Origin of the sequence: Streptosporangium carneum (assembly GCF_027922005.1) — a bacterium.
Lineage (GTDB): Bacteria > Actinomycetota > Actinomycetes > Streptosporangiales > Streptosporangiaceae > Streptosporangium > Streptosporangium carneum.
The window spans coordinates 168336-190346 of record NZ_BSEV01000006.1; the positions used below are offsets into that span (position 1 = coordinate 168336).

Here is a 22011-nt window from a genome sequence, read left to right on the forward strand (position 1 = left end):
ACCCCGGCCCTGAGGCTCCCCGTCATGCGGCGGACCTCCGTTCACGGACCATCCCGGCGAGGTCGGTGAGGTCGTCGAGACGCACGCTCTCGGCCCCCATCCGGCGCGCGAGGGTCCCGGCCAGGCCGAGGCGGACGTGCCCGCCCTCGCAGTCCACCACCACGGTGGCCACCCCGGTCAGCAGTCCCGCGGCCCTGTGGGCGTCCTCGACCGTGCCCGAGGTCGCCCGCCCGTCGGTGACCAGGACCAGCAGCGGGCGCCTGGACGGGTCGCGCAGGCGTTCGACCCGCAGCACCTCGGCGGCGCGCAGCAATCCGGCGGCCAGCGGGGTGCGGCCGCCCGTCGGCAGGTCGCGGAGCCTGGCCGCGCCCGCCTCGACCGAGGAGGTCGGCGGCAGCACCAGGTCGGCGCGGGCGCCGCGGAAGGTGACCAGCCCGACCTTGTCTCGGCGCTGGTAGGCGTCGAGGAGCAGGCCGAGCACGGCGCTCTTGACGGCGCGCATGCGCTGCCTGGCCGCCATGGATCCGCTCGCGTCGACGACGAACAGCACCAGGTTGCCCTCCCTGCCCTCGCGGGCCGCCTCCCTGAGGTCCTCGCGTCGCAGCAGCAGGCCCGGCCCGTTCCTGCCGCGCCCGGCCTGGTGCGGCGCGGCCGCCTCGACGGTCGCCCGCAGGTGGAGGGAGGAGGGCCGTCCCTGGGGCAGACGGGCCCCGGTGACACGGCCGAGGGGGGTGGCGGCCCTCGACCGGCGTCCGGGGGCTCCGGCCCCGAGCCCGGGGACGGTGAACAGCCTGGTCCGCCGCGCCGGATCGGCCGCCACGACCTGCTCGCGCCCCGCGACGGGTTCGGCGGGCGCTCCCGTGGAGGCGGTCGGTCTCCGTTCCCCGTCCTCGCCCGCGGGCGGGCCCGCGGGAGGCGCGCCGACGTCCCGGCCCGCGTCGGGGACGTCCGGCTCCGCGGAGGGCGGAGCGTCTCCTTGCGGAACGTCCGCGTCCGCGTTCCCGTCTCCGCCCTCGCCCGAGTCGCCTTCGCCGGGGCCGCCCTCAGAACCGCCCCCGGGACCGCCCTCGGGGCCGCCGGGACCGTCCTCGGGGTCCTCGGGGTCCTGGTTGAGGAGATCCTCGAGCTTGGCCTCGTCCAGGCCGGGCGCGTCGAAGGGGTCACGGCGGCGGCGGTGCGGGAGGGCGAGCCTGGCGGCCTCACGGACGTCGTCGGCGGTGACGGCGGCGCGCCCCTGCCAGGCGGCGTGCGCGATCGCCGCCCTCGCCGTGACCAGGTCGGCCCGCAGCCCGTCCACCTCGAACGCCGCGCAGACCGTGGCGATCCGCCGCAGCGCCGCGTCCGGCAGGACGACGTCGGCCACCCTGGCCCGCGCCTCGGCGACGCGTGCCGCGAGCGCCCGCTCCTCGCCGTCCCACAGGGCGGCGAAGGCGACGGGGTCGGCTTCGAACGCCAGCCTCCGCCGTATCACCTCGGCCCGCTGGGACACCTCCCTCGACGCCCTGACCTCCACGGTCAGCCCGAACCTGTCGAGCAGCTGAGGGCGCAGCTCGCCCTCCTCGGGGTTCATGGTCCCCACCAGCAGGAACCGGGCGGCGTGCCGTACCGAGACGCCCTCGCGTTCGACGTAGCAGGTGCCGAGTGCGGCGGCGTCGAGCAGCAGGTCGACCAGATGGTCGTGGAGCAGGTTGACCTCGTCGACGTACAGGACGCCCCGGTGGGCGGCGGCCAGGAGCCCCGGCTCGAACGCCTTCACCCCCTCGGTGAGGGCCCGTTCGAGGTCGAGCGAGCCCGCCAGCCTGTCCTCGGACGCTCCGACCGGCAGCTCGACCAGCCGTGCGGGCCGTACGGCGCCCGGCTGGGAGGCCCGCGAGGACCCCGTGCCCGCCTCGTGGGGCCCGTCGGGGCACTCGGGGTCGGGCGAGGCCGGGTCGCAGGAGAAACGACAGCCGCGGACCGTCTCGACCGGCGGCAGCAGCGCCGCGAGCGCCCGCACGATCGTGGACTTGGCCGTGCCCTTCTCCCCCCTGACCAGGACGCCGCCGACGCCGGGGGACACGGCGTTCAGGATGAGGGCGAGTTTGAGGTCCTCAGAGCCGACGATCGCGGTGAAGGGATAACGCGGGTCACGCACCTTCGGAGTCTCCTTGGGTTTCGTCATGCGGGGTGGCTCAGCCGCCAGCGCCCGCCGCGCCCGGTGAGCGTGACACGGGCGAGCGGCGCGACGTCGACGCGCCAGAAGGACTGGGCCGGGGCGCCGAGGGTGTGGACGACCGCGGCGCGAATGACCGCGGCGTGGGTGACCGCGACGGTACGGCCGGGCTCGAGGCCTGCCAGCCAGCCCGCCACCCTGCCGAGGAGCGCGACGATCGACTCCCCTCCGTGCGGCGCGGCGGCGGGATCGGTGAGCCAGGTCGCCAGCGCCTCGGGTTCGGCCGCCTCCACCTCGGCGAGCGTCCTGCCGCTCCACCTGCCGTAGTCGCAGTCGGCCAGCAGCGGCTCCGGCTCCGCCGGCAGGCCGAGCGCCTCGGCCGTCTGCGCGCAGCGCAGCTCGGCCGCGCGCACCGCTCGTCCCGGAAGGGTCAGCGGGGCCATGGCTCCGGCGCGGCGCAGGCCGTTCCCGTCGAGAGGCTCGTCTCCGGGAAACGCGGCCCGCGCCGTCGCCGGCGTCGAGGCATGGCAGACCAGCAGCAGGCGTGCGACCCCCGAGGGGGTCATCACACCGGGCTGCGCCTGCGCGCGGCGAAGGCGAAGAGCGCGCCGACGCCGAGCCAGAACACCGCCTGGGTCCCGAGGGAGGCGACGCGGAAGTCCCACAGGAGGTCGGCGGGGAAGCCCTCGGGCACCTCGCTGATCCCCGGCAGGAAGATCCAGGCCGCCGCGACCGGGACCAGCAGGGCGGCGCCTCCCGCCAGCCAGCGCAACCAGGGCTCGCTGGAGGAGGCGTACCGGTGGGCCGCGACGCCCGCGCCGACGGCGAGGATCCCGATGACCACCGTCGTCAGGTAGAGCACCGTGCGCTGGTTGATCGTCTCGGGGTCGCCGACGGCGGGCGGGTTCGCGGGATACTTCAGGAAGGGCACCAGGACGATCGCGACGAACGCCGCCGCCGCGAGGGCGACCGCGAGCACCGGTTCCGATCTGGGGCCGACCCTGCCGCGCACCGCCGCGTAGGCGAGGGCGAACAGGCCGCCGACGGCGAGGCCGTACAGGGCGAGGGCGAGGAAGAGCCCGAACCGCTGGCCGTCCCTGCTGACCAGCGCCTCCCCCTCATCGTGGGAATGGGCGGGTTCGGCCGCCTCGTGGGAGTGAGCCTGCGCGCTCTGGGGGGCGGCCGCGGCCGCCTCCTCGAGCGCGATGGCCCTGTCGATGCGCGGCTCGCCCGCGGTGTAGGCGAAGACCGCGGCGAGCAGCCCGGCGAGCAGCCCGACGAGCATGCCCCTTACAAGGAGTTTGGTGATCACTTGTGGCTCAGTGGCACGGAACGCCGAGCAGGTGACGACCGTCGTGCATGAGTTCGTGCAGGTAGTTACCGGTCTGCGAGATCGCTCCCTGGTCGAAGGCGACCAGGTAGGCGACGAGCAGCAGCACCGGCACGGCGAGAAGCCAGGGGGTGAGCGAGCTGAGCGGAATGGGCTGGGTGCGCGGAGCCGAGATCTGGCTCACGGCCACCTCCTTCGGGGATTGACGCGTCCCTCTTCGTAGGTCGGTGGCGGTCGAGTGACCTGGCTTCCAGCCCCGAGGGGCCAGTTACAGTGGCGCGACCGCACCGGAATCTCACCGGATTTCCCTCGCACCGCCACAAAACAACCGGAACGTACCCCGGTTTCCTACCGCCCGTCAATCCGGACGGGATCAAACATTCAGCCGAAACCCATTGCCGCCCCCGCCGTCACCGCGCGACGGCATGGCGACGACGGGGACGGCGGAAGCTTGCGCGGGCCGGCCGTCCCGCGCCGGACGCCCCTGGAGGGGCCTCCCGCGCGGGCGGCGGGTCACTGCTCGCCGGTGAGGGCGACCACCAGGTCCGAGGCGGTGCGGCAGCGGTCGAACAGCTCGCCGACGTGCGCCTTGGTCCCGCGCAGCGGCTCCATGGTCGGGACGCGTTGCAGGGACTCGCGCCCCGGGATGTCGAAGATGACCGAGTCCCAGGAGGCGGCCGCGACCGACTCGCTGAACTGGCTCAGGCACCGCCCCCTGAAGTAGGCCCGGGTGTCGCTGGGCGGCGCCTCGATGGCCCGCTGGACCTCGTCCTCGGTCACCAGGCGCTGCATCCGGCCTCTGGCGACCAGCCGGTTGTACAGCCCGCGGTCGGGACGGATGTCGGAGTACTGCAGATCGACGAGCTGCAGGCGCGGGTGGGACCAGGCGAGGCCGTCTCGCGTGCGGTAACCCTCGAGCAGTTCGAGCTTGGCGACCCAGTCGAGCTCCCGCGACAGCTGCATCGGGTCCTCCGCCAGGCGGGTGAGCACGGACTCCCAGCGGTCCAGGACGTCCTTGGTGAGCTCGTCGACGCCGTGCCCGCTGCGCTCCTCGGTGTACTTGCGCGCCAGCTCCAGATATTCCATCTGGAGCTGCACCGCCGTCAGCTTCCGGCCGTCGCGCATCGAGATCTCGTATTTGAGCGTCGGGTCGTGGGAGACCGCGCGCAGCGCCTGGACGGGGTTGTCGACCGCGAGGTCGCGGGTGAAGTAACCGTCCTCGATCATGGCGAGGACCAGCGCGGTCGAGCCCAGCTTCAGGTAGGTCGAGATCTCCGACATGTTGGCGTCGCCGATGATGACGTGCAGCCTGCGGTACTTCTCCGGGTCGGCGTGGGGCTCGTCCCTGGTGTTGATGATCGGCCGCTTGAGCGTCGTCTCCAGCCCCACCTCGACCTCGAAGAAGTCGGCCCGCTGGCTGATCTGGAAGCCCTCACCGCGCGAGTCCTGCCCGATGCCGACCTTTCCCGCGCCGGTGACGACCTGCCGGGAGACGAAGAACGGGGTCAGGTGCCTGACGATGTCGGCGAACGGCGTCGCCCGCCGCATCAGGTAGTTCTCGTGGCAGCCGTACGAGGCGCCCTTGTTGTCGGTGTTGTTCTTGTAGAGCTGGATCGGGGCGTTGGTGGGGATGGCCGAGGCTCGGACCGCCGCGTCGTGCATGACGCGCTCCCCCGCCTTGTCCCAGATCACCGCCGCTCGCGGATTGGTGCATTCGGGAGTGGAGTATTCGGGATGGGCGTGGTCCACGTACAGCCGTGCCCCGTTGGTGAGGATCACGTTGGCCAGCCCCAGGTCCTCGTCCGTGAGCTGGCTCTGGTCCGCCACCTCCCTGGACAGGTCGAAGCCCCGGGCGTCGCGCAGCGGGTTCTCCTCCTCGAAGTCCCATCGCGCCCGCCTGGCTCTGGCGGCCGAGGCCGCCAGGTAGGCGTTCACGACCTGAGAGGAGGTCACCATCGCGTTGGCCCCCGGCTGTCCGGGCACGGAGATGCCGTATTCGGTCTCGATGCCCATCACCCGCCGTACCGTCATGCGCACCCTCTGTTCATCCGGGACTGACTTCTCCGCCGTATATATCCCCGACCCTAGACCCTTCACTATCCCCGGTGGCCAGACAGTTATGGCACAGAGGCCTTTTCGCCCGTCGCGAAGGGGTCGGCCGCGGGCTCGGGGACAGGACCGGGAACAGCCGGGAAGCCGGGCGGGACGGCGGGTTCCGGGGCCCGCACGGCCCCGCGACGCCGCCTGGCCTTGACGAACTCCTGAACGGGCCGTTCGGCGAGCCGGTAAACCGCGTAGGACAGGGCCGTCGTGGCCAGCAGGGTGACCAGGGCGGTCAGCCAGGGCGGCAACGTGTCGCGCAGGACGGGCACGAGCACAGCCGCCACCGTCGAGTGGAACAGGTAGACGGGGTAGGTGAGCGCGCCGAGGACGACCAGGCCGCGCCAGCGCAGCCACCCGAGCCAGCCCAGCGCCACCAGCGCCATGAGCACGTAGAAGCCGACGACGACGGCGACCACCGTCCAGGGGGGCACCGGCATCGCGTCGTAGCCGACCGCCTTGATCCGGCCCGCGACCCTGGTCAGGGCCGCGTCGACGGCGAGCCCCCCGCTGATCCCGACCACGCACCACAGGACCAGCTTGGGCCCGTGCCTGGTCATCAGGAAGAAGGCCATGCCCGCGACGAAGTACGCCGCGTACTTCGGCATCACGATCAGCTGCACCCACTCGTTCTCACTGCCGGCGAAGAACCCCGCCGCCAGCAGCCACACGCCCATGAAGACCAGGCAGCGCGCGAACGTCACCCCGACGATCACGAGGACCGAGATCAGCAGGTAGAAGCGGAGCTCGGCCCAGAGCGACCAGTAGACGCCGTTGGCGTCGTAGACGTCGAAGGCGCGCTGGAGCATGGTCAGGTTGACCAGGTAGTCCCGCGCGCTCAGCTTGGGGTCGAGGGCGGTGGCCGCGCCCAGCCCGTAAACCACGGCGACGAGGCCCACGCTGATCCAGTAGGCGGGGAAGAGCCGCACCAGGCGGGAGAGCGCGAACGCGCCCAGGCTCCTGCCCCAGACGCTCATCAGGATCACGAAGCCGCTGATCATGAAGAACAGCTCGACGCCGAGGATGCCCAGGCCGGACAGCGTCGCCGTCGCCGGGAACAGCTTGGCCGGGCGCTCGCCCCAGACCGAGGCGAAGGCGACGAGGTAGTGGAAGGAGACGACCGCCAGCGCGGCGACGAACCGCAGGAGATCGAGCTCGGCGAGTCTGCCCTTCCCCCGGACCACCGTGCCGGTCATGTGACGACCGGGGCGAGATCTTCATGCACGCATCTTTGACGGCACTTCGATCATCCGGGTTCCCTCCCCGGAGGTTTCGTTTTCCGCCGTGTTCTCCGCGGAGCCCCGAAACTCCTCCCGCGCGGGCGCGGGGCCCCCGACGCGCGAAGGCGGCGCGTGCCCCGTTCCGGGGACCTGCGCCGCCTTCGGGCGCGACCGAGGCCGCTGGGGATTTCTGTCAGAGGTACTGGCCGGTGTTGGCGACCGTGTCGATGGACCGGCCCGCCTCGGTGCCCTGCTTGCCCGTCACGAGGGTGCGGATGTAGACGATCCGCTCACCCTTCTTGCCGGAGATGCGGGCCCAGTCGTCGGGGTTGGTGGTGTTGGGCAGGTCCTCGTTCTCGGAGAACTCGTCCACGCAGGCCGCCAGCAGATGCTGGATCCGCAGGCCCTTCTGCCCGGAGTCGAGGAACTGCTTGATCGCCATCTTCTTGCCCCGGTCCACGATGTTCTGGATCATCGCGCCGGAGTTGAAGTCCTTGAAGTACAGGACCTCCTTGTCTCCGTTGGCGTATGTCACCTCGAGGAAGCGGTTCTCCTCGCTCTCGGTGTACATCCGTTCGACCACCCGCTGGATCATGCCGGAGATGGTCCCCCCGCGACTGCCGCTGTGCTCGGCGAGGTCGTCGGGGTGCAGCGGAAGGTCCTCGATGAGGTACTTCGAGAAGATGTCCTTGGCCGCCTCGGCGTCGGGCCGCTCGATCTTGATCTTGACGTCCAGGCGGCCGGGCCGCAGGATCGCCGGGTCGATCATGTCCTCGCGGTTGGAGGCGCCGATCACGATGACGTTCTCCAGGCCCTCGACGCCGTCGATCTCCGAGAGCAGCTGGGGAACGATGGTGTTCTCGACGTCGGAGGAGACGCCCGAGCCTCGGGTCCGGAAGATCGAGTCCATCTCGTCGAAGAAGACGATCACCGGGGTGCCCTCGGAGGCCTTCTCCCTCGCGCGCTGGAAGACCAGGCGGATGTGCCGCTCGGTCTCGCCGACGTACTTGTTGAGAAGCTCGGGACCCTTGATGTTGAGGAAAAAGCTCTTGCCCGACTGGCCGGTCTTCTCCGCGACCTGCTTGGCCAGGGAGTTGGCGACGGCCTTGGCGATCAGCGTCTTGCCGCAGCCGGGCGGGCCGTACAGCAGCACGCCCTTCGGGGGACGGAGCTTGTGCTCGCGGAAGAGGTCGGCGTGCAGGTAGGGAAGCTCGATGGCGTCCCGGATCTGCTCAATCTGCCGCATGAGGCCGCCGATCTCCTCGTAGGAGATGTCGGGCACCTCCTCCAGCACGAGTTCCTCGACCTCGGACTTGGGAATGCGCTCGTAGACGTAGCCGGAGCGCGGCTCCAGCAGCAGTGAGTCGCCCGCCCGGATCGGCTGGTCGAGCAGCGACTCGGCCAGTCTCACCACCCGCTCCTCGTCGGCGTGCGAGATCACCAGCGCGCGCTGGCCGTCCTCAAGGAGCTCCTTGAGCATCACGATCTCGCCGAGCTCCTCGTATCCGAGGGCCTCGACCACGTTGAGCGCCTCGTTGAGCATGACCTCCTGGCCACGCTTCAGCGATTCGACGTCCACCGCTGGACTGACGTTCACTCGAAGTTTGCGACCGCCGGTGAAAACCTCCACCGTGCCGTCTTCCCTGGCCTCGAGGAACACGCCGAACCCGGATGGCGGCTGCGCCAACCGGTCGACCTCCTCCTTCAGTGCGACGATCTGGTCCCTGGCCTCCTTGAGGGTGGCCACCAGACGCTCGTTCTGGCCGGTTACGGCCGCGAGGTTCGCCTGCACTTCATGGAGACGCTCTTCGAGGATCCTGGCCTGCCGGGGAGACTCCGTCAGCTTCCGACGTAGCGCGGTGATCTCCTCCTGCAGGAAGGAGACCTGTGTTGTGAGGTCAGCGACCTCCCGTTCGCGCTGCGCGGCTCGAGCCTCAGCGTCGTCGCGAGCTGCCACGGCGTCACCTCCTTCCCAGTCGAGACCGACTACTCAAAACCCTACCCATCTGGGGGCTGTCCCTTACCTGGCCGAACAGTGTTCGTATGGCTACATTAAGTAGGCAATGAATAATCCCTTATGGTGCGTTTAGTCCATGGAGCATAAGAACACGGGAATCTGTTCCCGCGTCACGCCCTGACGCACCCTCGTGGCTGAATCGTCATCAAGTGGTGGAAGACGCGGAAGATGCGGCCTCTTCGCCATATGCCCCCTTTGCCGGACGCCTGCGACGGGGTGGTGGCGTCACCCCGTCCGCCATGCGACGTGCGGTGACGAGAAAGCCGGTGTGGCCGACCATCCGATGATCGGGCCGTACGGCGAGGCCCTCGACATGCCAGTCGCGAACCAGGGTCTCCCACGCATGGGGCTCGGTGAAACTCCCGTGTTCGCGGAGAGTTTCCACGGTGCGGGACAACTGGGTAGTAGTCGCCACATAACAGCAGATGACGCCACCCGGTGTGAGGGCCTTGGCCGCGGCGTCGACGCACTCCCACGGAGCGAGCATGTCCAGGATGATCCGGTCGACGTCACTCTCGTCGAGCGCGTCCACGAAGTCGCCGACGACCAGACGCCACTGGTCCATCGGCCCGCCGTAGAACTTCTCCACGTTCTTGGTGGCGACCTCGGCGAAGTCCTCGCGCCGCTCGTAGGAGGTGACCCTGCCCTCGGAGCCGACGGCGCGCAGCAGGAAGCAGGTCAGCGCGCCCGAGCCGACCCCGGCCTCGACGACGCGGGCGCCGGGGAAGATGTCGGCCATGGCGACGATCTGGGCCGAGTCCTTCGGATAGATGACCGCCGCGCCGCGGGGCATGGACAGCGTGTAGTCCTGGAGCAGGTGCCGGAACGCGAGATACTGGGTGCCGCCGGACGAACGCACCACCGAGCCCTCAGGCTGACCGATCAGGTCGCTGTGCGGGATGCCGCCCTTGTGCGTGTGGAAGACCCCGTCTTCCTTCAGCGTCACGGTGTGACGCTTGTTCTTGGGGTCGGTGAGCTGAACCTGATCCCCGGCCTGAAACGGCCCATGCCTGCGAAAACCCATGCCCGCAAGGTTATCGGCGCGTGGCCGTCGCCCGTCCCGTTCCCGGCGCGCGGCCGTGCGCCGCGACGCCGCCCCGGGCGGGGAGCGGCGGCCGGGAAATCATTGGTCCGGGTCCGTCATGAGCTGATAGCACTTGGGGATGTTTCCACGAGATGTGATCCTCGCCGGTCAGATCGTCCTGCGCCCGCTGACCCCCGGCGACGTCGGGGCGATGGTCCGCGCCTGCGCCGACCCGCAGATCCGGCGTTTCCTGCCGAGCCTGCCGGTGCCGTACACCCGTGACGACGCGCTCGCCTACCTGAGGACGGCCGAGCAGGACTGGGAGTCCGGCGGCGCCGCGTTCGCCGTCGCGGACGCCGAGACGGACGAGTGGCTGGGGAACGTCGGGCTCAAGCGGCTCGACCCCCGGGGCAACGGCGAGGTCGGCTACCTGGTCGCGCCCTGGGCTCGGGGGCGGGGGGTGGCGACGGCCGCGGCCAGGGCGCTGACCGACTGGGCCTTCGCCCTCGGGGTGCGGCGCATGGAGCTCCTGGCGAACGTGGAGAACCTCGCCAGCCAGCGGGTGGCGATGGCCGCGGGCTTCCAGCGCGAGGGCGTCCGGCACTCCGCGGAGGCCCTCAGGAACGGCGCCAGGGGCGACCTGGTGGCCTTCGCCAGGCTGTACGGAGACCCCGGCGAGCGGGTGCGCCCCTTCCTGCCCGGCTTTCCCGGCGGCTCGCTGTCCGACGGGGTGGTGCGGCTGACGCCGCTGGGCCCGCGCGACGCCCGTGACTACCACGCGCTGGAGAACCTGCCCGACGTCGTGCGTCACAGCGTTCCCCCCGAGGGACCCGACACGGCGAAGGCGGAGCGTCTCTGCCGCGAGGCGGGCATGCGCTGGCTGGCGGGCGAACGGGCCGAGGTGACGATCAGGGACGCCGAGACGGACGCCTTCGCCGGGCACATCCAGCTCACCTCGATCGTGCCGCCGCTGGGCCAGGCGATGACGGGCTACAGCGCGCTGCCGGAGTTCCGCGGCAGGGGCCTGACGACCAGGGCGGTGAACCTGCTGGTGAACTGGGCCTTCGAGCACACCCCCCTGACCAGGATCGTGGCGGGCACCTCCCCCGCCAACCTCGCCTCGCAGCGGGTGCTCGAGCGTGCGGGCTTCACCCGGGAGGCCCTCATCCGCGGCCTGCTGCCGGGTCCGGACGGCACGCGCCTGGACGACCTGCAGTGGTGCAGGCTGCGCCCGCGGGGGTAGGCCTCGTGGAAACGGCGTGGAGGCGGCGCGCGACCTGACCGCGCCGGCCGCCCGCCGCAGGAGGGGTCGCAGGACGGGGGCCCGTGGGCGCGGCGCGCGGCCGCCCCCGGTTCGGCCTGTGCTCAGTCGGCGCTCAGTCGGCGCTCAGTCGGCGCTCAGTCGGCGCCGAACTCGGCCCTGAGCCTGGCGAACGCGGCGTCCGTGCCCTGCAGGGCGCGGTCGATGTCGGCGTCGGTGTGGGCGGCGGAGAGGAACCAGTTGTGCCAGGGGTGGAGGTAGACGCCCTCCTGGAGGCAGGCGGAGGCCCAGAACACGCCCTTCTCCAGGGTCGCGTCCCCCTCGAAGGAGAGCCAGGGGATCTGCGCGGGACCCGTCTGGCTGACCGTGAACCCGTGTGAGGCCGCCTGCGCGGCCAGGCCCTCGCGCAGCCGGACGCCCGCGCGCTCCATCAGGGCGACGCCGCCGATGTCGCGCAGGGTCTCGATGGTGGCCTTGGCCGCGGCCATCGGGGCGGCGTTGAACCAGAAGGACCCGGTCGAGTAGATCGTCTGGGCGGGGCCCCGCAGCGCGTCGACGCCCGTGACCGCGGCGATCGGGTGTCCGTTGGCCATGGCCTTGCTGAAGGCGTACAGGTCGGGGCGGACTCCCAGCGGCTCCCACGAGCCGCCGAGGTCGAGCCTCCAGCCGCCCCGCACGTCGTCGATCACGAGCGCCGCGCCGATCCGGTCGGCCAGGGCCCGCAGGCCCAGGGCGAAGGCGGGGTCCGCGAGCTCCTGGTCCTCGAAGGAGTCGTGCTTGAAGGGCGTCACGATGATCGCGGCGACGTCGCCCTCGGCCCCCGCGGCGGCCTCGTGCGCGCTCGCCAGGTCGTTGTAGACGTATTCGACCAGGTCGGCGCGTTCGTTGGGCGTGGTGCCCGACGGGCTCGGCGTGCACCAGGGGTCGGCTCCGTGATAGGAGCCGTGGGCCACGAGCACCTTGGTCCTGCCCGTCGCGGCGCGGGCGACCATCAGGGCCTGGGTTGTGGCGTCGGTGCCGTTCTTGGAGAACATCACCCAGTCGGCCTGCGGGACGGTCTCCACCATCAGCTCGGCGAGCTCGACGTAGACGGGGCCGGGGCCGTTGAGGCAGTCTCCCGTGGCGAGGCTCGCGGCGACGGCCGCCTCGACGGCGGGGTGGCGGTGGCCGAGCACGACGGGACCCCACGAGCACATCAGGTCGACGTACTCGCGGCCGTCCGCGTCGATCTGCCTGCACCCCCGCCCCCCGACGAAGAACTGGGGGTAGCCGGGACCGTGCAGGGCCGCGTTGAGGTGGCCGTACATGCCGCCGGGAACGACCCTGGCGGCACGTTCCCTGAGGGTGGCGTCGATGGACATGTCTCGCCCTTTCAGAGTCTCTCGGAGCTTTCAGGGTCTTCCCCGCCGCTGGAGGCCCGCAGCCCGGCCGCCTCGCCGAGTCCCGCGTCGGAGCCGAGGCCCCCCGCGACGCGGGCGGCGACCGCGGCGCCGAGCCTGGCGGCCTCGACGACGTCGCCCCCGTCGACGAGGCCGGCGACGAAGCCCGCGCAGTAGGCGTCGCCGCAGCCCGTGGTGTCCACGACCGGGACGTCGAGGGCGGGGACGCGGGTGAGGCCCGAGGCGGTGGCGACGAGACTGCCCTCCTCGCCCATGGTGACGAGCACGGCCTTCGGCCCCTGGCGCAGCAGCGCGACGGCGGCCTCCTCGACGCCGGTCGCGCCGCTCATCGCGAGGGCCTGCTCCTCGTTGGGCAGCAGGTAGTCGACGTGCGGCAGGAAGACGTTCGCCGCCCGCAGCAGGTCGGGCATGTTGGACAGCGGGTCCATCGTGACGATCGCGCCCGCCGCGCGCGCCTCGTCCAGCAGGGCGAGGAAGCCGGGGTCGTGCAGACCCCAGGTCACGTCCATGCCGCCCAGGTGCACCGCCGCGGCGCCGACGACGCGCCCTCGGTCCACGTCGGCGGGAGACAGGCCCAGGTTCGCGCCGGGCACGTGGAAGGAGGGACGCCCTCCGTCCAGCCTGATCGGCAGGATCGAGGCGGCGGTCTGCTCGCCGGCCCTGCGGACGACCCCGGTGACGTCCACCCCGCGCCTCTTCATGATCATGAGGAGGAGGTCGCCGAGCTCGTCGTCGCCGACCGCTCCCACCGAGGCGACGGGGACGCCCAGCGCCGCCAGGTCGACGGCGGTCCCCGCGGCCGCGCCCGCGGCGGTGACGCGGATCTGCTCCAGCAGGTGGGTGTCCTGGCCTTCGGGAAGCGCCTCCACGGGTCTGGCGAGCACGTCCACGATGTGCACGCCGAGCGTGACGACGGTCATAGTGAGCCCTCCTCATGTCTTGAGCGGATAATAGACGGGCGACCGAATACCATGTCAACGACCGGGGAGGACGGATTGCCGAAGATCGTCGATCATGAGGGACGCCGCGAGGAGGTCGTCGAGGCCGCCCGCCGCGTCATCCTGCGCGAGGGCATCGAGGCGGCGACGACCAGGGCCATCGCCAGGGAGGCCGGCTACTCCAACGGCGTGCTGACCCACTACTTCGCCGACAAGGACGACATCATGCTCTCGGCGCTGCGCTCCTCGCACCGCCGCGTCGCCGAACGGCTGCGGGCCAAGCTGGGGGGCCTGCGCGGAATGGCCGCGCTGCGCGAGCTACTGCTGGACAACCTGCCGCTGGACGACGAGCGCGCCGGGGAGAGCGGGCTGGAGATCGGCTTCTGGAGCCGGAGCCTGAGCAGCCCGGCGATGCTGCGGGCCCAGCGGGCCGACGCCGAGGAGCTCCGCTATCTGGTGCGCAGCCTGCTCGGCGCGGCGGCCGAGGCCGGGGAGATCGAAACCTCCGAGGACCTCGGCGACGTCACGGAGCGGCTGCTGGCCCTGGTCGACGGGCTGAGCGTGCACCGGCTGCTGTACCCGGAAAGGCTCGGCGCGGAACGCGTGGAACGACTGCTCCGCGCCGAGCTGGACCGGCTTCAGGCCAGCAGCGCGTAGAGGCGGTCGGCGACCCCCCTGGCGGTCGGCCGCTTGGCCGCGTCCCCGATGCACGCCTGGACGAGCTCCGACAGTTCGGGCTCCAGGTCGCCGTTGACCGACGGCGGCGTGGCGTAGACCTTGCGCAGGGTCAGCAGCGGATCGTGGACGGGCAGCTCGCCGTACAGACCGGCGCGGGTCACCGCCCAGTGCAGCGTCGCGCCGAGCGACCACACGTCCCCCGCGGGGGCCGGCCGTTCCCCCTGCAGCAGCGCGGGGTCGGTGAACTCGACCGACCCGATGTCGCCCATCCCCGTCACCGTCGCCCCCGGCGACAGCACCTGCGACAGGCCCAGGTCGGACAGCTTGCCCCCGGTCTCGGTGAGCAGCACGTTGCCCGGGCGGATGTCACGGTGCACGATGCCCTCCTCGTGCAGCGCCTGGGCGGCGTGGGCCGCGCACGCGACCGCGCGCAGCACCCGCTCCCGCGACGGCGGCTCCGCGGGCCGCCCAAGGGAGCCGCCGGGGAGATACTCCATCGAGTAGTAGAACACCCCGCCCTGCTGCCCGGCGTCGTAGAGCGTCACGAGGTACGGCGAACGCACCGCGGCGAACGCCTTAAGCTCTCTGGTCGCCCGCCTGAAGGCGTCCGCTCCCGTTCCTCCGACCACTTTCACGGCCACCAGGTCGACCTCGACCGGCAGCCGCTTCGGCCTTCTCGCCAGATAGAACTCGCCATGGTTGCCCGCCCCCAGCGGACGGACGAACTCGTAGTCGGCGATGCCCTCCACCACGTCTCCCCTCGACGTATCACATGACGCTCGCGGCGACACTCCACAGACGGTAACGTCACCTTGGTCATTCTCAGGGCTTTTCGTTACTCAGGGGAAGCGGGCCGGTCAGTGCTCCACGTCGATCTGCTGCTGCTCGACCTCGTGGTCGTCCTCGTCTCCGCGCGGCTGTTCGGGGCCGTCGCCAGACGGCTCGGCCAGCCGCCGGTCGTCGGGGAGATCGTGGCGGGCATCCTGCTCGGGCCGACCCTGCTCGGCCCCGTCCTGGGCGAGCGGCTGTTCGGGCCCGAGATGCGGCCCCCGCTGCAGGCCCTGGCCAACGTCGGGCTGGTGCTGTTCATGTTCGTCGTCGGCCTCGAGCTGGATCAGAAGCTGGTCAGGGGCAAGGGCAGGATCGCGGTCACCATCGCGCTCGGCTCGACGATCGTGCCGTTCGTGCTCGGCTGCGCGCTGGCCTGGGGCATCTCGGGCGACCACGTGAGCGGTGGCAAGACGCTGCCGTTCGTGCTGTTCATGGGCGCCGCGATGGCGGCGACCGCCTTCCCCGTGCTGGCCCGCGTCCTCACCGACCGGGGCATGCAGCGCATCACCATCGGCGGTCTCTCCCTGGCCTCCGCCGCCGTCATCGACGTGCTCGCCTGGACCGTGCTGGCCGTGGTCGTCGGCCTCGCGGGCGCGGGAGAGGGCGAGGGGCAGTGGAAGGTCATGCTGGCCGTGCCGTACGCGCTGGTGATGTTCCTGGTGGTCAGGCCGCTGCTGGCCCGCATGGTGCCCGCCTACGAGAAGGCGGGCAGGCTGACTCCCGGGCTGCTGTCGCTGGTGCTCATCGGCCTCATCTCCTCGGCCTGGGCCACCGAGTGGATGCACGTGCACTTCATCTTCGGGGCCTTCGTCTTCGGCGCCGTGATGCCCCGCACGGGGGCGGAACGCCTCAACCACGAGATCCTGGAACGTCTCGAACAGCTCGCCGTGCTCCTGCTGCTGCCGATGTTCTTCGTGGTCGCCGGGCTCAACGTCGACCTCCGCGCGCTGGACCTGTCCAGCCTGGGGACGCTGGCCGCGATCCTGGCGGTCGCGATCGGCGGCAAGCTGCTGGGATCGTACGCCGCGGCGCGGACGCGGCTGCCCGGCCGCCAGGCGTGGGCGATCGCCACCCTGCTCAACACCCGGGGACTGACCGAGATCGTCATCCTCAGCGTCGGCCTGCAGAAGGGCGTGCTCGACAACGAGCTGTACTCGCTGATGGTGGTGATGGCGCTGCTCACCACGGCGATGACGGGGCCGCTGCTGCGCAGGATCTACCCCGACCGCCGGGTGGCCCGCGACCTCGAGGAGGCCGAGCGCGCCGCCCTCGGCGCGACCGCCGCCCACCGTGTGCTGCTCGTCGTGCCCGACGCTCCCGGCGAGCGGGCTCCGCTGGCCGAGCTGGCGGCCACCCTGGCGCGGGTCTCGTCCCCCTCAGAGGTGATCCTCGCCCACCTGCGGCCCTACCCGAACGGCCGTCTCGAGCTCGGGACGGGCCTGTCCTCCGAGCTCGCCGAGCTGGCCGAGAGCCTTCACGAGCTGGAGGCCCTCGCGGGCGTCGTCCGCGCGCACGGCTGCGAGGCCAGGGTGGTGAGCCGGTTCAGCGCCGACGTCGGCGCGGAGCTGCCCGAGCTGGTCGCCGGGGTCGGCCCCGACCTCGTGCTGCTGCCCGCGGGAACCCCCGGCCACGCCGAGATCCGCGACGGGGCCGTCTGTCCCGTGGTGACGGCGTCCTCGCCCGGATTCCCCTGGCCCTCACCCGGCCTGCCCGCGGGGCCGGTCGCGGTCCGTCACGGCTCCGGCGGCGAGAGCGCCGCTCGTGTGGCGCTCTCCCTCGCGCTCCTGGGCGGACGCCCGTTGGTCGTCGAGGGCGGAGGGCGGGCCTCCGCCCTGGCCAGGCGGCTGGCCAGACTCGGGGTCGCCGCGACCTCGGGACCGGTCCCCGACGGCGCGCTGGTCGTGGCCCCTGACCCGGGCGGGGCCGGCGGGGAGCCCGGTGAGGGCGCGCACCTGCTGGTCCGCGCCGAGCGGGACGCCGATCCGGTCGACTGGACGGCGTTCGTCTCCGCCCTCTCCGCCCCGCGTGCGCCGGCCACGCGGGACCAGGACGCAGCGGCCCCGGTTCCGGCGGACGTCTCTCGCGGAGGGTGATCCGCCGACGGGCCGCTGGACCCGCTGTGCCTCTGCGGGCCTCTGTCGGCCTCTGCGAGCCTTGCGGCGCCCGCTAGCGGTTGCGGTGCGACTCGTAGCGCATCGTGCGGGAGACGCCGATGCGGACGGTCGTACCGGGCAGGATGGCGACCGGTTCGTTCGGCGGGATGTCGTAGAAGTTGGGGTCGCCGGGCGGCTGGATCTGGGTGCCGTTCACCGAGCCCAGGTCCACCAGGTTGACGTCCCATCCGTCCAGGGCCACTCGCAGGTGACGCCGGGAGACCGAGCCGTCGGGGCTGGTGACCTTGGCGGGGCGCACGGAGCCGTCGGCGGTCTCGGGAGCCCGCTCCGGGTCGCGCCCGACCAGGTAGTCGGTGTCGAGGCGGAGCGTCATGCCGTCGTCGAGGAGGAGCACGCCCAGCGGCGGGCGCGGCCCCTTGTAGGGAACGAGCGTGCGCTGCACCAGCGCGATGCCGCAGACCGCGCAGTACGGCACGCGCGGGTCGTTGAAGTGGTCGTTCTTGCAGTCGACTCCGTAGACGAGCGGCCTCGACTCGGGCTGCTCGTCCTGCTGCCCCTGCGGGGCCGGGGAGTCCGCCGGGCTCTGCTGGGCGCCCGGCGTCAGCAGTTCGTACTCGAAGGGCTGGTCCCGGACGTCCGCCGGGTCGCCGCCCGCCCTGGCGGGCTCCACGTCCTCGTGCTGGATCATGCCGGAGCCGTGGCCGGGCGCGGTTCCCTGGAGGGGGAGCCCCGGCACGGGCTCGGAGTGCCACGACTGGGGCGCGGCGGGCTGCGGCGGAGCCGAGGCGTAGTGGTCGGCGGACCCCATCGGATAGGGGGCGGGCGGTGCGCTGTCCACCGGAGACGCCGACCACTCCGGGTAGGAAGAAGGAGCGGAGGAGGGGGCCGACCAGTCGGAGGGAGAGGAGGCGGGCGGAGGCGCCGACCAGTCGGAAGGGGAGGAGGCGGGCGCGGACGCCGCCTCCGGCTGTGCAGAGGACCGCTCCGCGGCGGGCGGGACGGCCTCCGCCTGGGGCGCCTGCGGCTGGGCGGCCTGCGGGACGGGCTCGGCCCGCGACTCCGCCCTGGGCTCGTGGCGCTGGACGCCCGGGGTCTGCGCTCCCGCCTCGGCGGGATCGCACACGACACCGCCGCCGGCGATCACGCCGCTGTCCAGCCGGACGAGCGGATGGGCCTCGCCGGCCTCCGGAAGGCGCAGCTCGACCCGGCTCACCGGACCGGGCACCAGCCGGTCGGACCAGGTGAGCGCGTCGCGCCCGGCCAGCTGGACCTCACCGGCCGAACCGGTGACCGAGGCGAACGCGGGACCGCTGACCAGGACGGCCACTCCTCCCGACACCGGACCCGCGACGGCGCACGCGACGGGCTCGCCCATCATGACCGCCAGGACCTGCGCGACGCGACGAGCCAGCGCACGACCGTCCCCTCCTGAGGCCGCGGTCTCCCTGAGCGCGCCCAGCAGGTCTTCCACGACGGCCTCGGCCGCGTCACACACCAGCAGCAGGCCACCCACATGGGCGACCAGGCCGTTGCCCGGAAGTGGACGCACCACTCCGAAGCCCTCGTCGGTCACAGAACTCTCCCTCCCCGAAAACGCCATCGGATGAACGGCACCCGCATCGGCCCGTTCGCCACCAGCCACACACAGATCCAGACGACGGTGAAATGCATCCAGAACGCGGCAGATGGGACCGGGTCAATGAAATCAACCGCACCGGACCGTAGCAAAAAGTACAGCAGAAGGCCTTCAGGAACGAGCGTCAGCAAACCGAACAGCGTCGGCCAGTCCTTCTCCCACCTGAACTGCATGAGGAAGTGATAGATCAGCTCCCAGACGACCCCTAGCACGGCCACCGCCAGCAGGATCAGCAACGCGTTGACGTAACGGCCGCCGAGCGGCCTCGCGGGGCCGGGCAGCAGGGGAACGATCAGCAGTGTGACGATGACGCCCACGGTGGCGAGCAGGAACAGGCGCGTCTGGATGCGCCCTGACAAAGTCGGAACCACGGGGGAACTACTCTCCTTACGGCGGCGTAGGACCGCTCACAGCGGCGTGTTGAAGGCCCATTTGAACCACTGCGACGTCGACCGCAACGGTCCCATCTTCCTGACGAAGCCCCGCCTCGCCAGATCGTCGGCGATCTCCTGGGCCGCGACCTGCAGCCCGAGGAAGGTGTCGACTCCGGGGAAGTAACCGCCGAGCGTGGCGGACCCCGAGGCGTAGAGGGCGCCGTCGCCGCTGGCCGTGCCCTTCACCTCGAAGTGACGCTCGACCTCGAGCCTGCCGACCGGGTTGCGGTGGGCGCCGCTGTTCTGGAGCAGGTCCGCGAAGATCCTGTGCTCGGAGATGTCGGCCTCGAGACCGGTGCAGTCGATGATGTAGTCGGAGACCGGCTCGCGGACGATGCCGTCGCCGCTGCGCACGTAGCTGACCAGCCGCCCGTCCTTCGAGCGTTCCACGCGGTCGACGGTGCCCTGCACGGGGTGGTAGTAGCCGCCGCTGCGGCCCGCGCGCATCTGCTCCTGCCAGTGCCTGCGGTAGGGGGTGTTGGTGCCGCCCATCTCCTTGTACTTCGCGGCGCGCTCGGCGCCCTCCAGCTTGCGCATCTGCGCCTTCAGCTGGCCGCCCCACACCGACTTGGGGTAGTTGAAGCCCTGGTAGGCCCAGCCGTCGCCGCCCTTGCGGCGGGCCCAGATGTGCGGGCCGTGCGAGCCGGAGACGAAGGTCCGGAAGATGTGCACGATCTGGGTCTGGAGACCGTACTTCTTCCTGTCGTCGAACAGACGTTGCAGCACCCGGGAGGCGACGATGCCGCCGCCCCTGATGACGACCGTGCCGGGGCGGGTCTTGAGGAACTCGTAGACCTGCTCATGGGGCTCGTAGGCGTTCACGACGTGCTGGTAGTCGTTGTGCTTGGTCCGGAACTCCTGCAGGTCCGGCAGGAACTTCAGGCCCGGGTAGCCGACCGCGAGGTGCACGAAGCGCGAGCGGAAGATGATGCGCTTGGTCGGCGCCGCGCCCTCGGGCGGGGTGACGACGGTGAAGTAGCCGCCGCCCACCCTGCGCCTGACCATCCGGACCTGGCCCTTGACCAGCATGTCCCAGTAGCCGATGCGCTTGGCCTCGCGTTCGAGGCTCTCGAAGACCGTGCCGGCGCGCGGCGTCCAGTAGTCGTTCAGCAGCGGCTCGGTCAGCAGCTGCCACAGGTAGGCGGGGGTCTTGTCCTTCCAGGTCTCCTGCAGGCCGTAGGAGGGGAAGCCCCAGATGTTGTCGGGGCGCGAGGCCGAGTCGGAGCGGATCCGCTCACTCCGGGGGATCTGCGAGCACCTGGTGAGGAACTCGTAGGTCTGCCACGGGGTGTCGATGTTGGAGACCACCTTCATCTGGGAGGTGGGGACCCCGTAGATCCGCAGGTAGTCGAGCGTCACGAAGGAGCCCATGCCTCCGCCGACCGTGAGGAAGGGGATGTCGTACATGGGGATCCCTGCGGCGGCGACCATCTGGTCGCTCCATTCGGCGGCGCCGAGCAGCTCCGGGGTCAGGTCACCGGCCGGGGCCGGCGTGTTGGGGGGTGCCAATTGTGCTTCCCTTGGATACATGGCAACCGGGTGGGTTGGCCAGAACACTAGTCGTGGTGCGCGCCGAAAACGAGAGGGCCGGACCTGTCCGACTCACTTCGGTCCGCCGTACCGTATCGGTGCACACCAAGTCAGACGTCCGAAGACCCTCAGTGGTTCGCGCTGGTCTTCTCGTCCTTCGGATGTTTCGCCCGCGCCGCGCAGCGGGGGCTAGACCCCGCTGAAGACCCGGTTCACGTCCGAGGTCGCCAGCACCCCGAAGATCTCACCGCCGCGCTCGACCAGGAGGTACTCCCCCGCGGGCGCCTCGCGCATGGCGTCGATCAGGGCCTCCCCCGACAGGTCGGCGGCCAGCACCAGGGACGGTTCGAGGTTGCGCGCCAGTGAGCCCGCCGTCACCCAGGGACGGCGGTTCTCCGGGGTGGCCTCGACCGCGACCTCGTTGACGATCCCCGTGGGGCGGCCCTCGTGGTCGACCACGACCATCGCCCCCGCCTGCGCCTCCGCGGCCCTTCGCAGCGCCTCGGCCAGCGGCACGTCACCGGTCACCGGGATGGCGCGCCTGGCCAGGGCACGGGCGTTCACCTGCGGGATGCGCGCCCGCACCCGGGCGCCGCGCAGCGACTGGGTCGCGCCGAGCCAGATGAAGGAGGCCAGCAGGATCGACCAGATGAGCATGCTCGGGCTCGGCGCCTGCCCGCTGATCAGCGCCAGGCCGACGGGCACCGCGACCAGGGCGACGGCCAGCACCCGGCCGACCCAGGCCGCGACCACGGTGCCCGAACCCGCGTTGCTGGTGGCCTTCCAGACTCCCGCCCGCAGCATGCGTCCGCCGTCGAGCGGCAGCCCCGGCAGCAGGTTGAAGATCCCGACGATCAGGTTGGCCCACCACAGCTGCAGGACGAGGACGCCCGTGATGCTGGCCGGGTCGATGAACCGGTAGGCGAAGAAGCCGACGGCGGCCAGCCCCAGGGAGAGCAGCGGCCCGGCGAAGGCGACCATGAACTCCCTGCCGGGGGTCTCCGGCTCGCGCTCGATCTCCGAGACGCCGCCGAGCAGGTAGAGGGTGATGCGGCGGACGGGCAGGCCGTACATCCTGGCGACCACGCAGTGCGCCAGCTCGTGCAGGAGCACCGAGAGGTACAGCAGCACCGCGAAGGCGAAGGAGACGACGTAGGTCAGCGGGGTGCTCAGGTCCGGCAGCCACGAGCTCACCAGCTGCTGGAAGGTGAAGGTGATGAACGCCGCCACGATGAACCAGGTCGGCGAGACGTAGACGGGAATGCCGAACGGCCGCCCCATCCGCAGTCCTGGGTTGTCCTGGCGTGGGCTGTCGCTGCTCACCGCTGGCTCACCGTTCCTCGCTC

Annotated in this window: 18 protein-coding genes and 1 riboswitch; of the genes, 3 read left to right on the forward strand and 15 right to left on the reverse strand. The window is 71.5% G+C overall.

Translation table 11 applies throughout. The features are described from left to right. Positions 1–22: 22 nt before the first annotated feature. The 8 genes from PKF00_RS15985 to PKF00_RS16020 form a co-directional block, all read right to left on the reverse strand. Positions 23–2161 carry a putative cobaltochelatase gene (locus tag PKF00_RS15985; protein ID WP_271218306.1) on the reverse strand — a complete coding sequence of 713 codons (2139 nt, stop codon included), beginning with the start codon at positions 2159–2161 and terminating at the stop codon, positions 23–25. Further along, positions 2158–2718, reverse strand: coding sequence for a histidine phosphatase family protein (locus tag PKF00_RS15990; protein ID WP_271218307.1), 561 nt, complete (start codon positions 2716–2718; stop codon positions 2158–2160). Before PKF00_RS15990 ends, PKF00_RS15985 begins: the two co-directional genes overlap by 4 nt. Then, positions 2718–3464 carry a CbtA family protein gene (locus PKF00_RS15995; protein ID WP_271218308.1) on the reverse strand — a complete coding sequence of 249 codons (747 nt, stop codon included), beginning with the start codon at positions 3462–3464 and terminating at the stop codon, positions 2718–2720. The genes PKF00_RS15990 and PKF00_RS15995 overlap by 1 nt, the downstream gene beginning before the upstream one ends. A 7-nt stretch (positions 3465–3471) precedes the next feature. Then, on the reverse strand, positions 3472–3666 hold the full coding sequence (locus tag PKF00_RS16000; protein ID WP_271218309.1) for a CbtB domain-containing protein: 195 nt from the start codon (positions 3664–3666) through the stop codon (positions 3472–3474). 18 nt (positions 3667–3684) lie between these two features. Next, positions 3685–3816: riboswitch (adenosylcobalamin (AdoCbl) riboswitch) on the reverse strand. 179 nt (positions 3817–3995) lie between these two features. Beyond that, a complete protein-coding gene (dop, locus tag PKF00_RS16005; protein WP_271218310.1) occupies positions 3996–5513 on the reverse strand; it encodes a depupylase/deamidase Dop in 1518 nt (505 codons plus the stop codon). 86 nt (positions 5514–5599) lie between these two features. Beyond that, complete coding sequence (locus PKF00_RS16010; RefSeq protein WP_271218311.1) at positions 5600–6778, reverse strand: acyltransferase family protein; 1179 nt, start codon at positions 6776–6778, stop codon at positions 5600–5602. A 217-nt stretch (positions 6779–6995) separates the two neighbouring features. Next, positions 6996–8759, reverse strand: coding sequence for a proteasome ATPase (arc, locus tag PKF00_RS16015; protein ID WP_271218312.1), 1764 nt, complete (start codon positions 8757–8759; stop codon positions 6996–6998). 205 nt (positions 8760–8964) lie between these two features. Beyond that, positions 8965–9843: a tRNA (adenine-N1)-methyltransferase gene (locus tag PKF00_RS16020; RefSeq protein ID WP_271218313.1), complete on the reverse strand. Its 879-nt coding sequence runs from the start codon at positions 9841–9843 to the stop codon at positions 8965–8967. A gap of 139 nt (positions 9844–9982) precedes the next feature. Here PKF00_RS16020 and PKF00_RS16025 point away from each other — a divergent pair, with 139 nt between their 5' ends. After that, positions 9983–11086 (forward strand): GNAT family N-acetyltransferase, encoded by a 1104-nt coding sequence (locus PKF00_RS16025; protein ID WP_271218314.1) that lies wholly within the window; start codon positions 9983–9985, stop codon positions 11084–11086. Between the two features lie 155 nt (positions 11087–11241). Here the strand turns inward: PKF00_RS16025 and PKF00_RS16030 are convergent, their stop codons facing one another. Then, positions 11242–12465: an aminotransferase class III-fold pyridoxal phosphate-dependent enzyme gene (locus tag PKF00_RS16030; protein ID WP_271218315.1), complete on the reverse strand. Its 1224-nt coding sequence runs from the start codon at positions 12463–12465 to the stop codon at positions 11242–11244. An 11-nt stretch (positions 12466–12476) separates the two neighbouring features. Beyond that, complete coding sequence (locus tag PKF00_RS16035; RefSeq protein ID WP_271218316.1) at positions 12477–13424, reverse strand: carbohydrate kinase family protein; 948 nt, start codon at positions 13422–13424, stop codon at positions 12477–12479. 75 nt (positions 13425–13499) lie between these two features. Here PKF00_RS16035 and PKF00_RS16040 point away from each other — a divergent pair, with 75 nt between their 5' ends. After that, on the forward strand, positions 13500–14099 hold the full coding sequence (locus PKF00_RS16040) for a TetR/AcrR family transcriptional regulator (protein ID WP_271218317.1): 600 nt from the start codon (positions 13500–13502) through the stop codon (positions 14097–14099). Here PKF00_RS16040 and PKF00_RS16045 read toward each other — a convergent pair. Continuing rightward, on the reverse strand, positions 14081–14869 hold the full coding sequence (locus PKF00_RS16045; protein WP_271218318.1) for a serine/threonine-protein kinase: 789 nt from the start codon (positions 14867–14869) through the stop codon (positions 14081–14083). The genes PKF00_RS16040 and PKF00_RS16045 overlap by 19 nt on opposite strands. A gap of 111 nt (positions 14870–14980) precedes the next feature. Here PKF00_RS16045 and PKF00_RS16050 point away from each other — a divergent pair, with 111 nt between their 5' ends. Further along, positions 14981–17044 (forward strand): cation:proton antiporter, encoded by a 2064-nt coding sequence (locus tag PKF00_RS16050; protein ID WP_271218319.1) that lies wholly within the window; start codon positions 14981–14983, stop codon positions 17042–17044. A gap of 73 nt (positions 17045–17117) precedes the next feature. Here PKF00_RS16050 and PKF00_RS16055 read toward each other — a convergent pair whose 3' ends face one another. The 4 genes from PKF00_RS16055 to PKF00_RS16070 form a co-directional block, all read right to left on the reverse strand. Beyond that, complete coding sequence (locus tag PKF00_RS16055) at positions 17118–18638, reverse strand: FHA domain-containing protein (RefSeq protein WP_271218320.1); 1521 nt, start codon at positions 18636–18638, stop codon at positions 17118–17120. Continuing rightward, positions 18635–19072 carry a hypothetical protein gene (locus tag PKF00_RS16060; RefSeq protein WP_271218321.1) on the reverse strand — a complete coding sequence of 146 codons (438 nt, stop codon included), beginning with the start codon at positions 19070–19072 and terminating at the stop codon, positions 18635–18637. The genes PKF00_RS16055 and PKF00_RS16060 overlap by 4 nt, the downstream gene beginning before the upstream one ends. Positions 19073–19108: 36 nt before the next feature. Beyond that, entirely contained in the window at positions 19109–20644 is a 1536-nt protein-coding gene (locus PKF00_RS16065) for a hypothetical protein (protein ID WP_271218322.1), read from the reverse strand. Positions 20645–20854: 210 nt separating this feature from the next. Next, positions 20855–21946 carry a site-2 protease family protein gene (locus PKF00_RS16070; protein ID WP_271218477.1) on the reverse strand — a complete coding sequence of 364 codons (1092 nt, stop codon included), beginning with the start codon at positions 21944–21946 and terminating at the stop codon, positions 20855–20857. Positions 21947–22011 lie beyond the last annotated feature (65 nt).

Bases quoted from the DNA above. Each gene is read 5' to 3' on its own strand.
- PKF00_RS15985 (WP_271218306.1), bottom strand. From the start codon at position 2,161: ATGACGAAACCCAAGGAGACTCCGAAGGTGCGTGACCCGCGTTATCCC.
- PKF00_RS15990 (WP_271218307.1), bottom strand. From the start codon at position 2,718: ATGACCCCCTCGGGGGTCGCACGCCTGCTGCTGGTCTGCCATGCCTCG.
- dop (WP_271218310.1), bottom strand. From the start codon at position 5,513: ATGACGGTACGGCGGGTGATGGGCATCGAGACCGAATACGGCATCTCC.
- PKF00_RS16010 (WP_271218311.1), bottom strand. From the start codon at position 6,778: ATGACCGGCACGGTGGTCCGGGGGAAGGGCAGACTCGCCGAGCTCGAT.
- PKF00_RS16020 (WP_271218313.1), bottom strand. From the start codon at position 9,843: ATGGGTTTTCGCAGGCATGGGCCGTTTCAGGCCGGGGATCAGGTTCAG.
- PKF00_RS16025 (WP_271218314.1), top strand. From the start codon at position 9,983: ATGTTTCCACGAGATGTGATCCTCGCCGGTCAGATCGTCCTGCGCCCG.
- PKF00_RS16030 (WP_271218315.1), bottom strand. From the start codon at position 12,465: ATGTCCATCGACGCCACCCTCAGGGAACGTGCCGCCAGGGTCGTTCCC.
- PKF00_RS16035 (WP_271218316.1), bottom strand. From the start codon at position 13,424: ATGACCGTCGTCACGCTCGGCGTGCACATCGTGGACGTGCTCGCCAGA.
- PKF00_RS16070 (WP_271218477.1), bottom strand. From the start codon at position 21,946: ATGGGGCGGCCGTTCGGCATTCCCGTCTACGTCTCGCCGACCTGGTTC.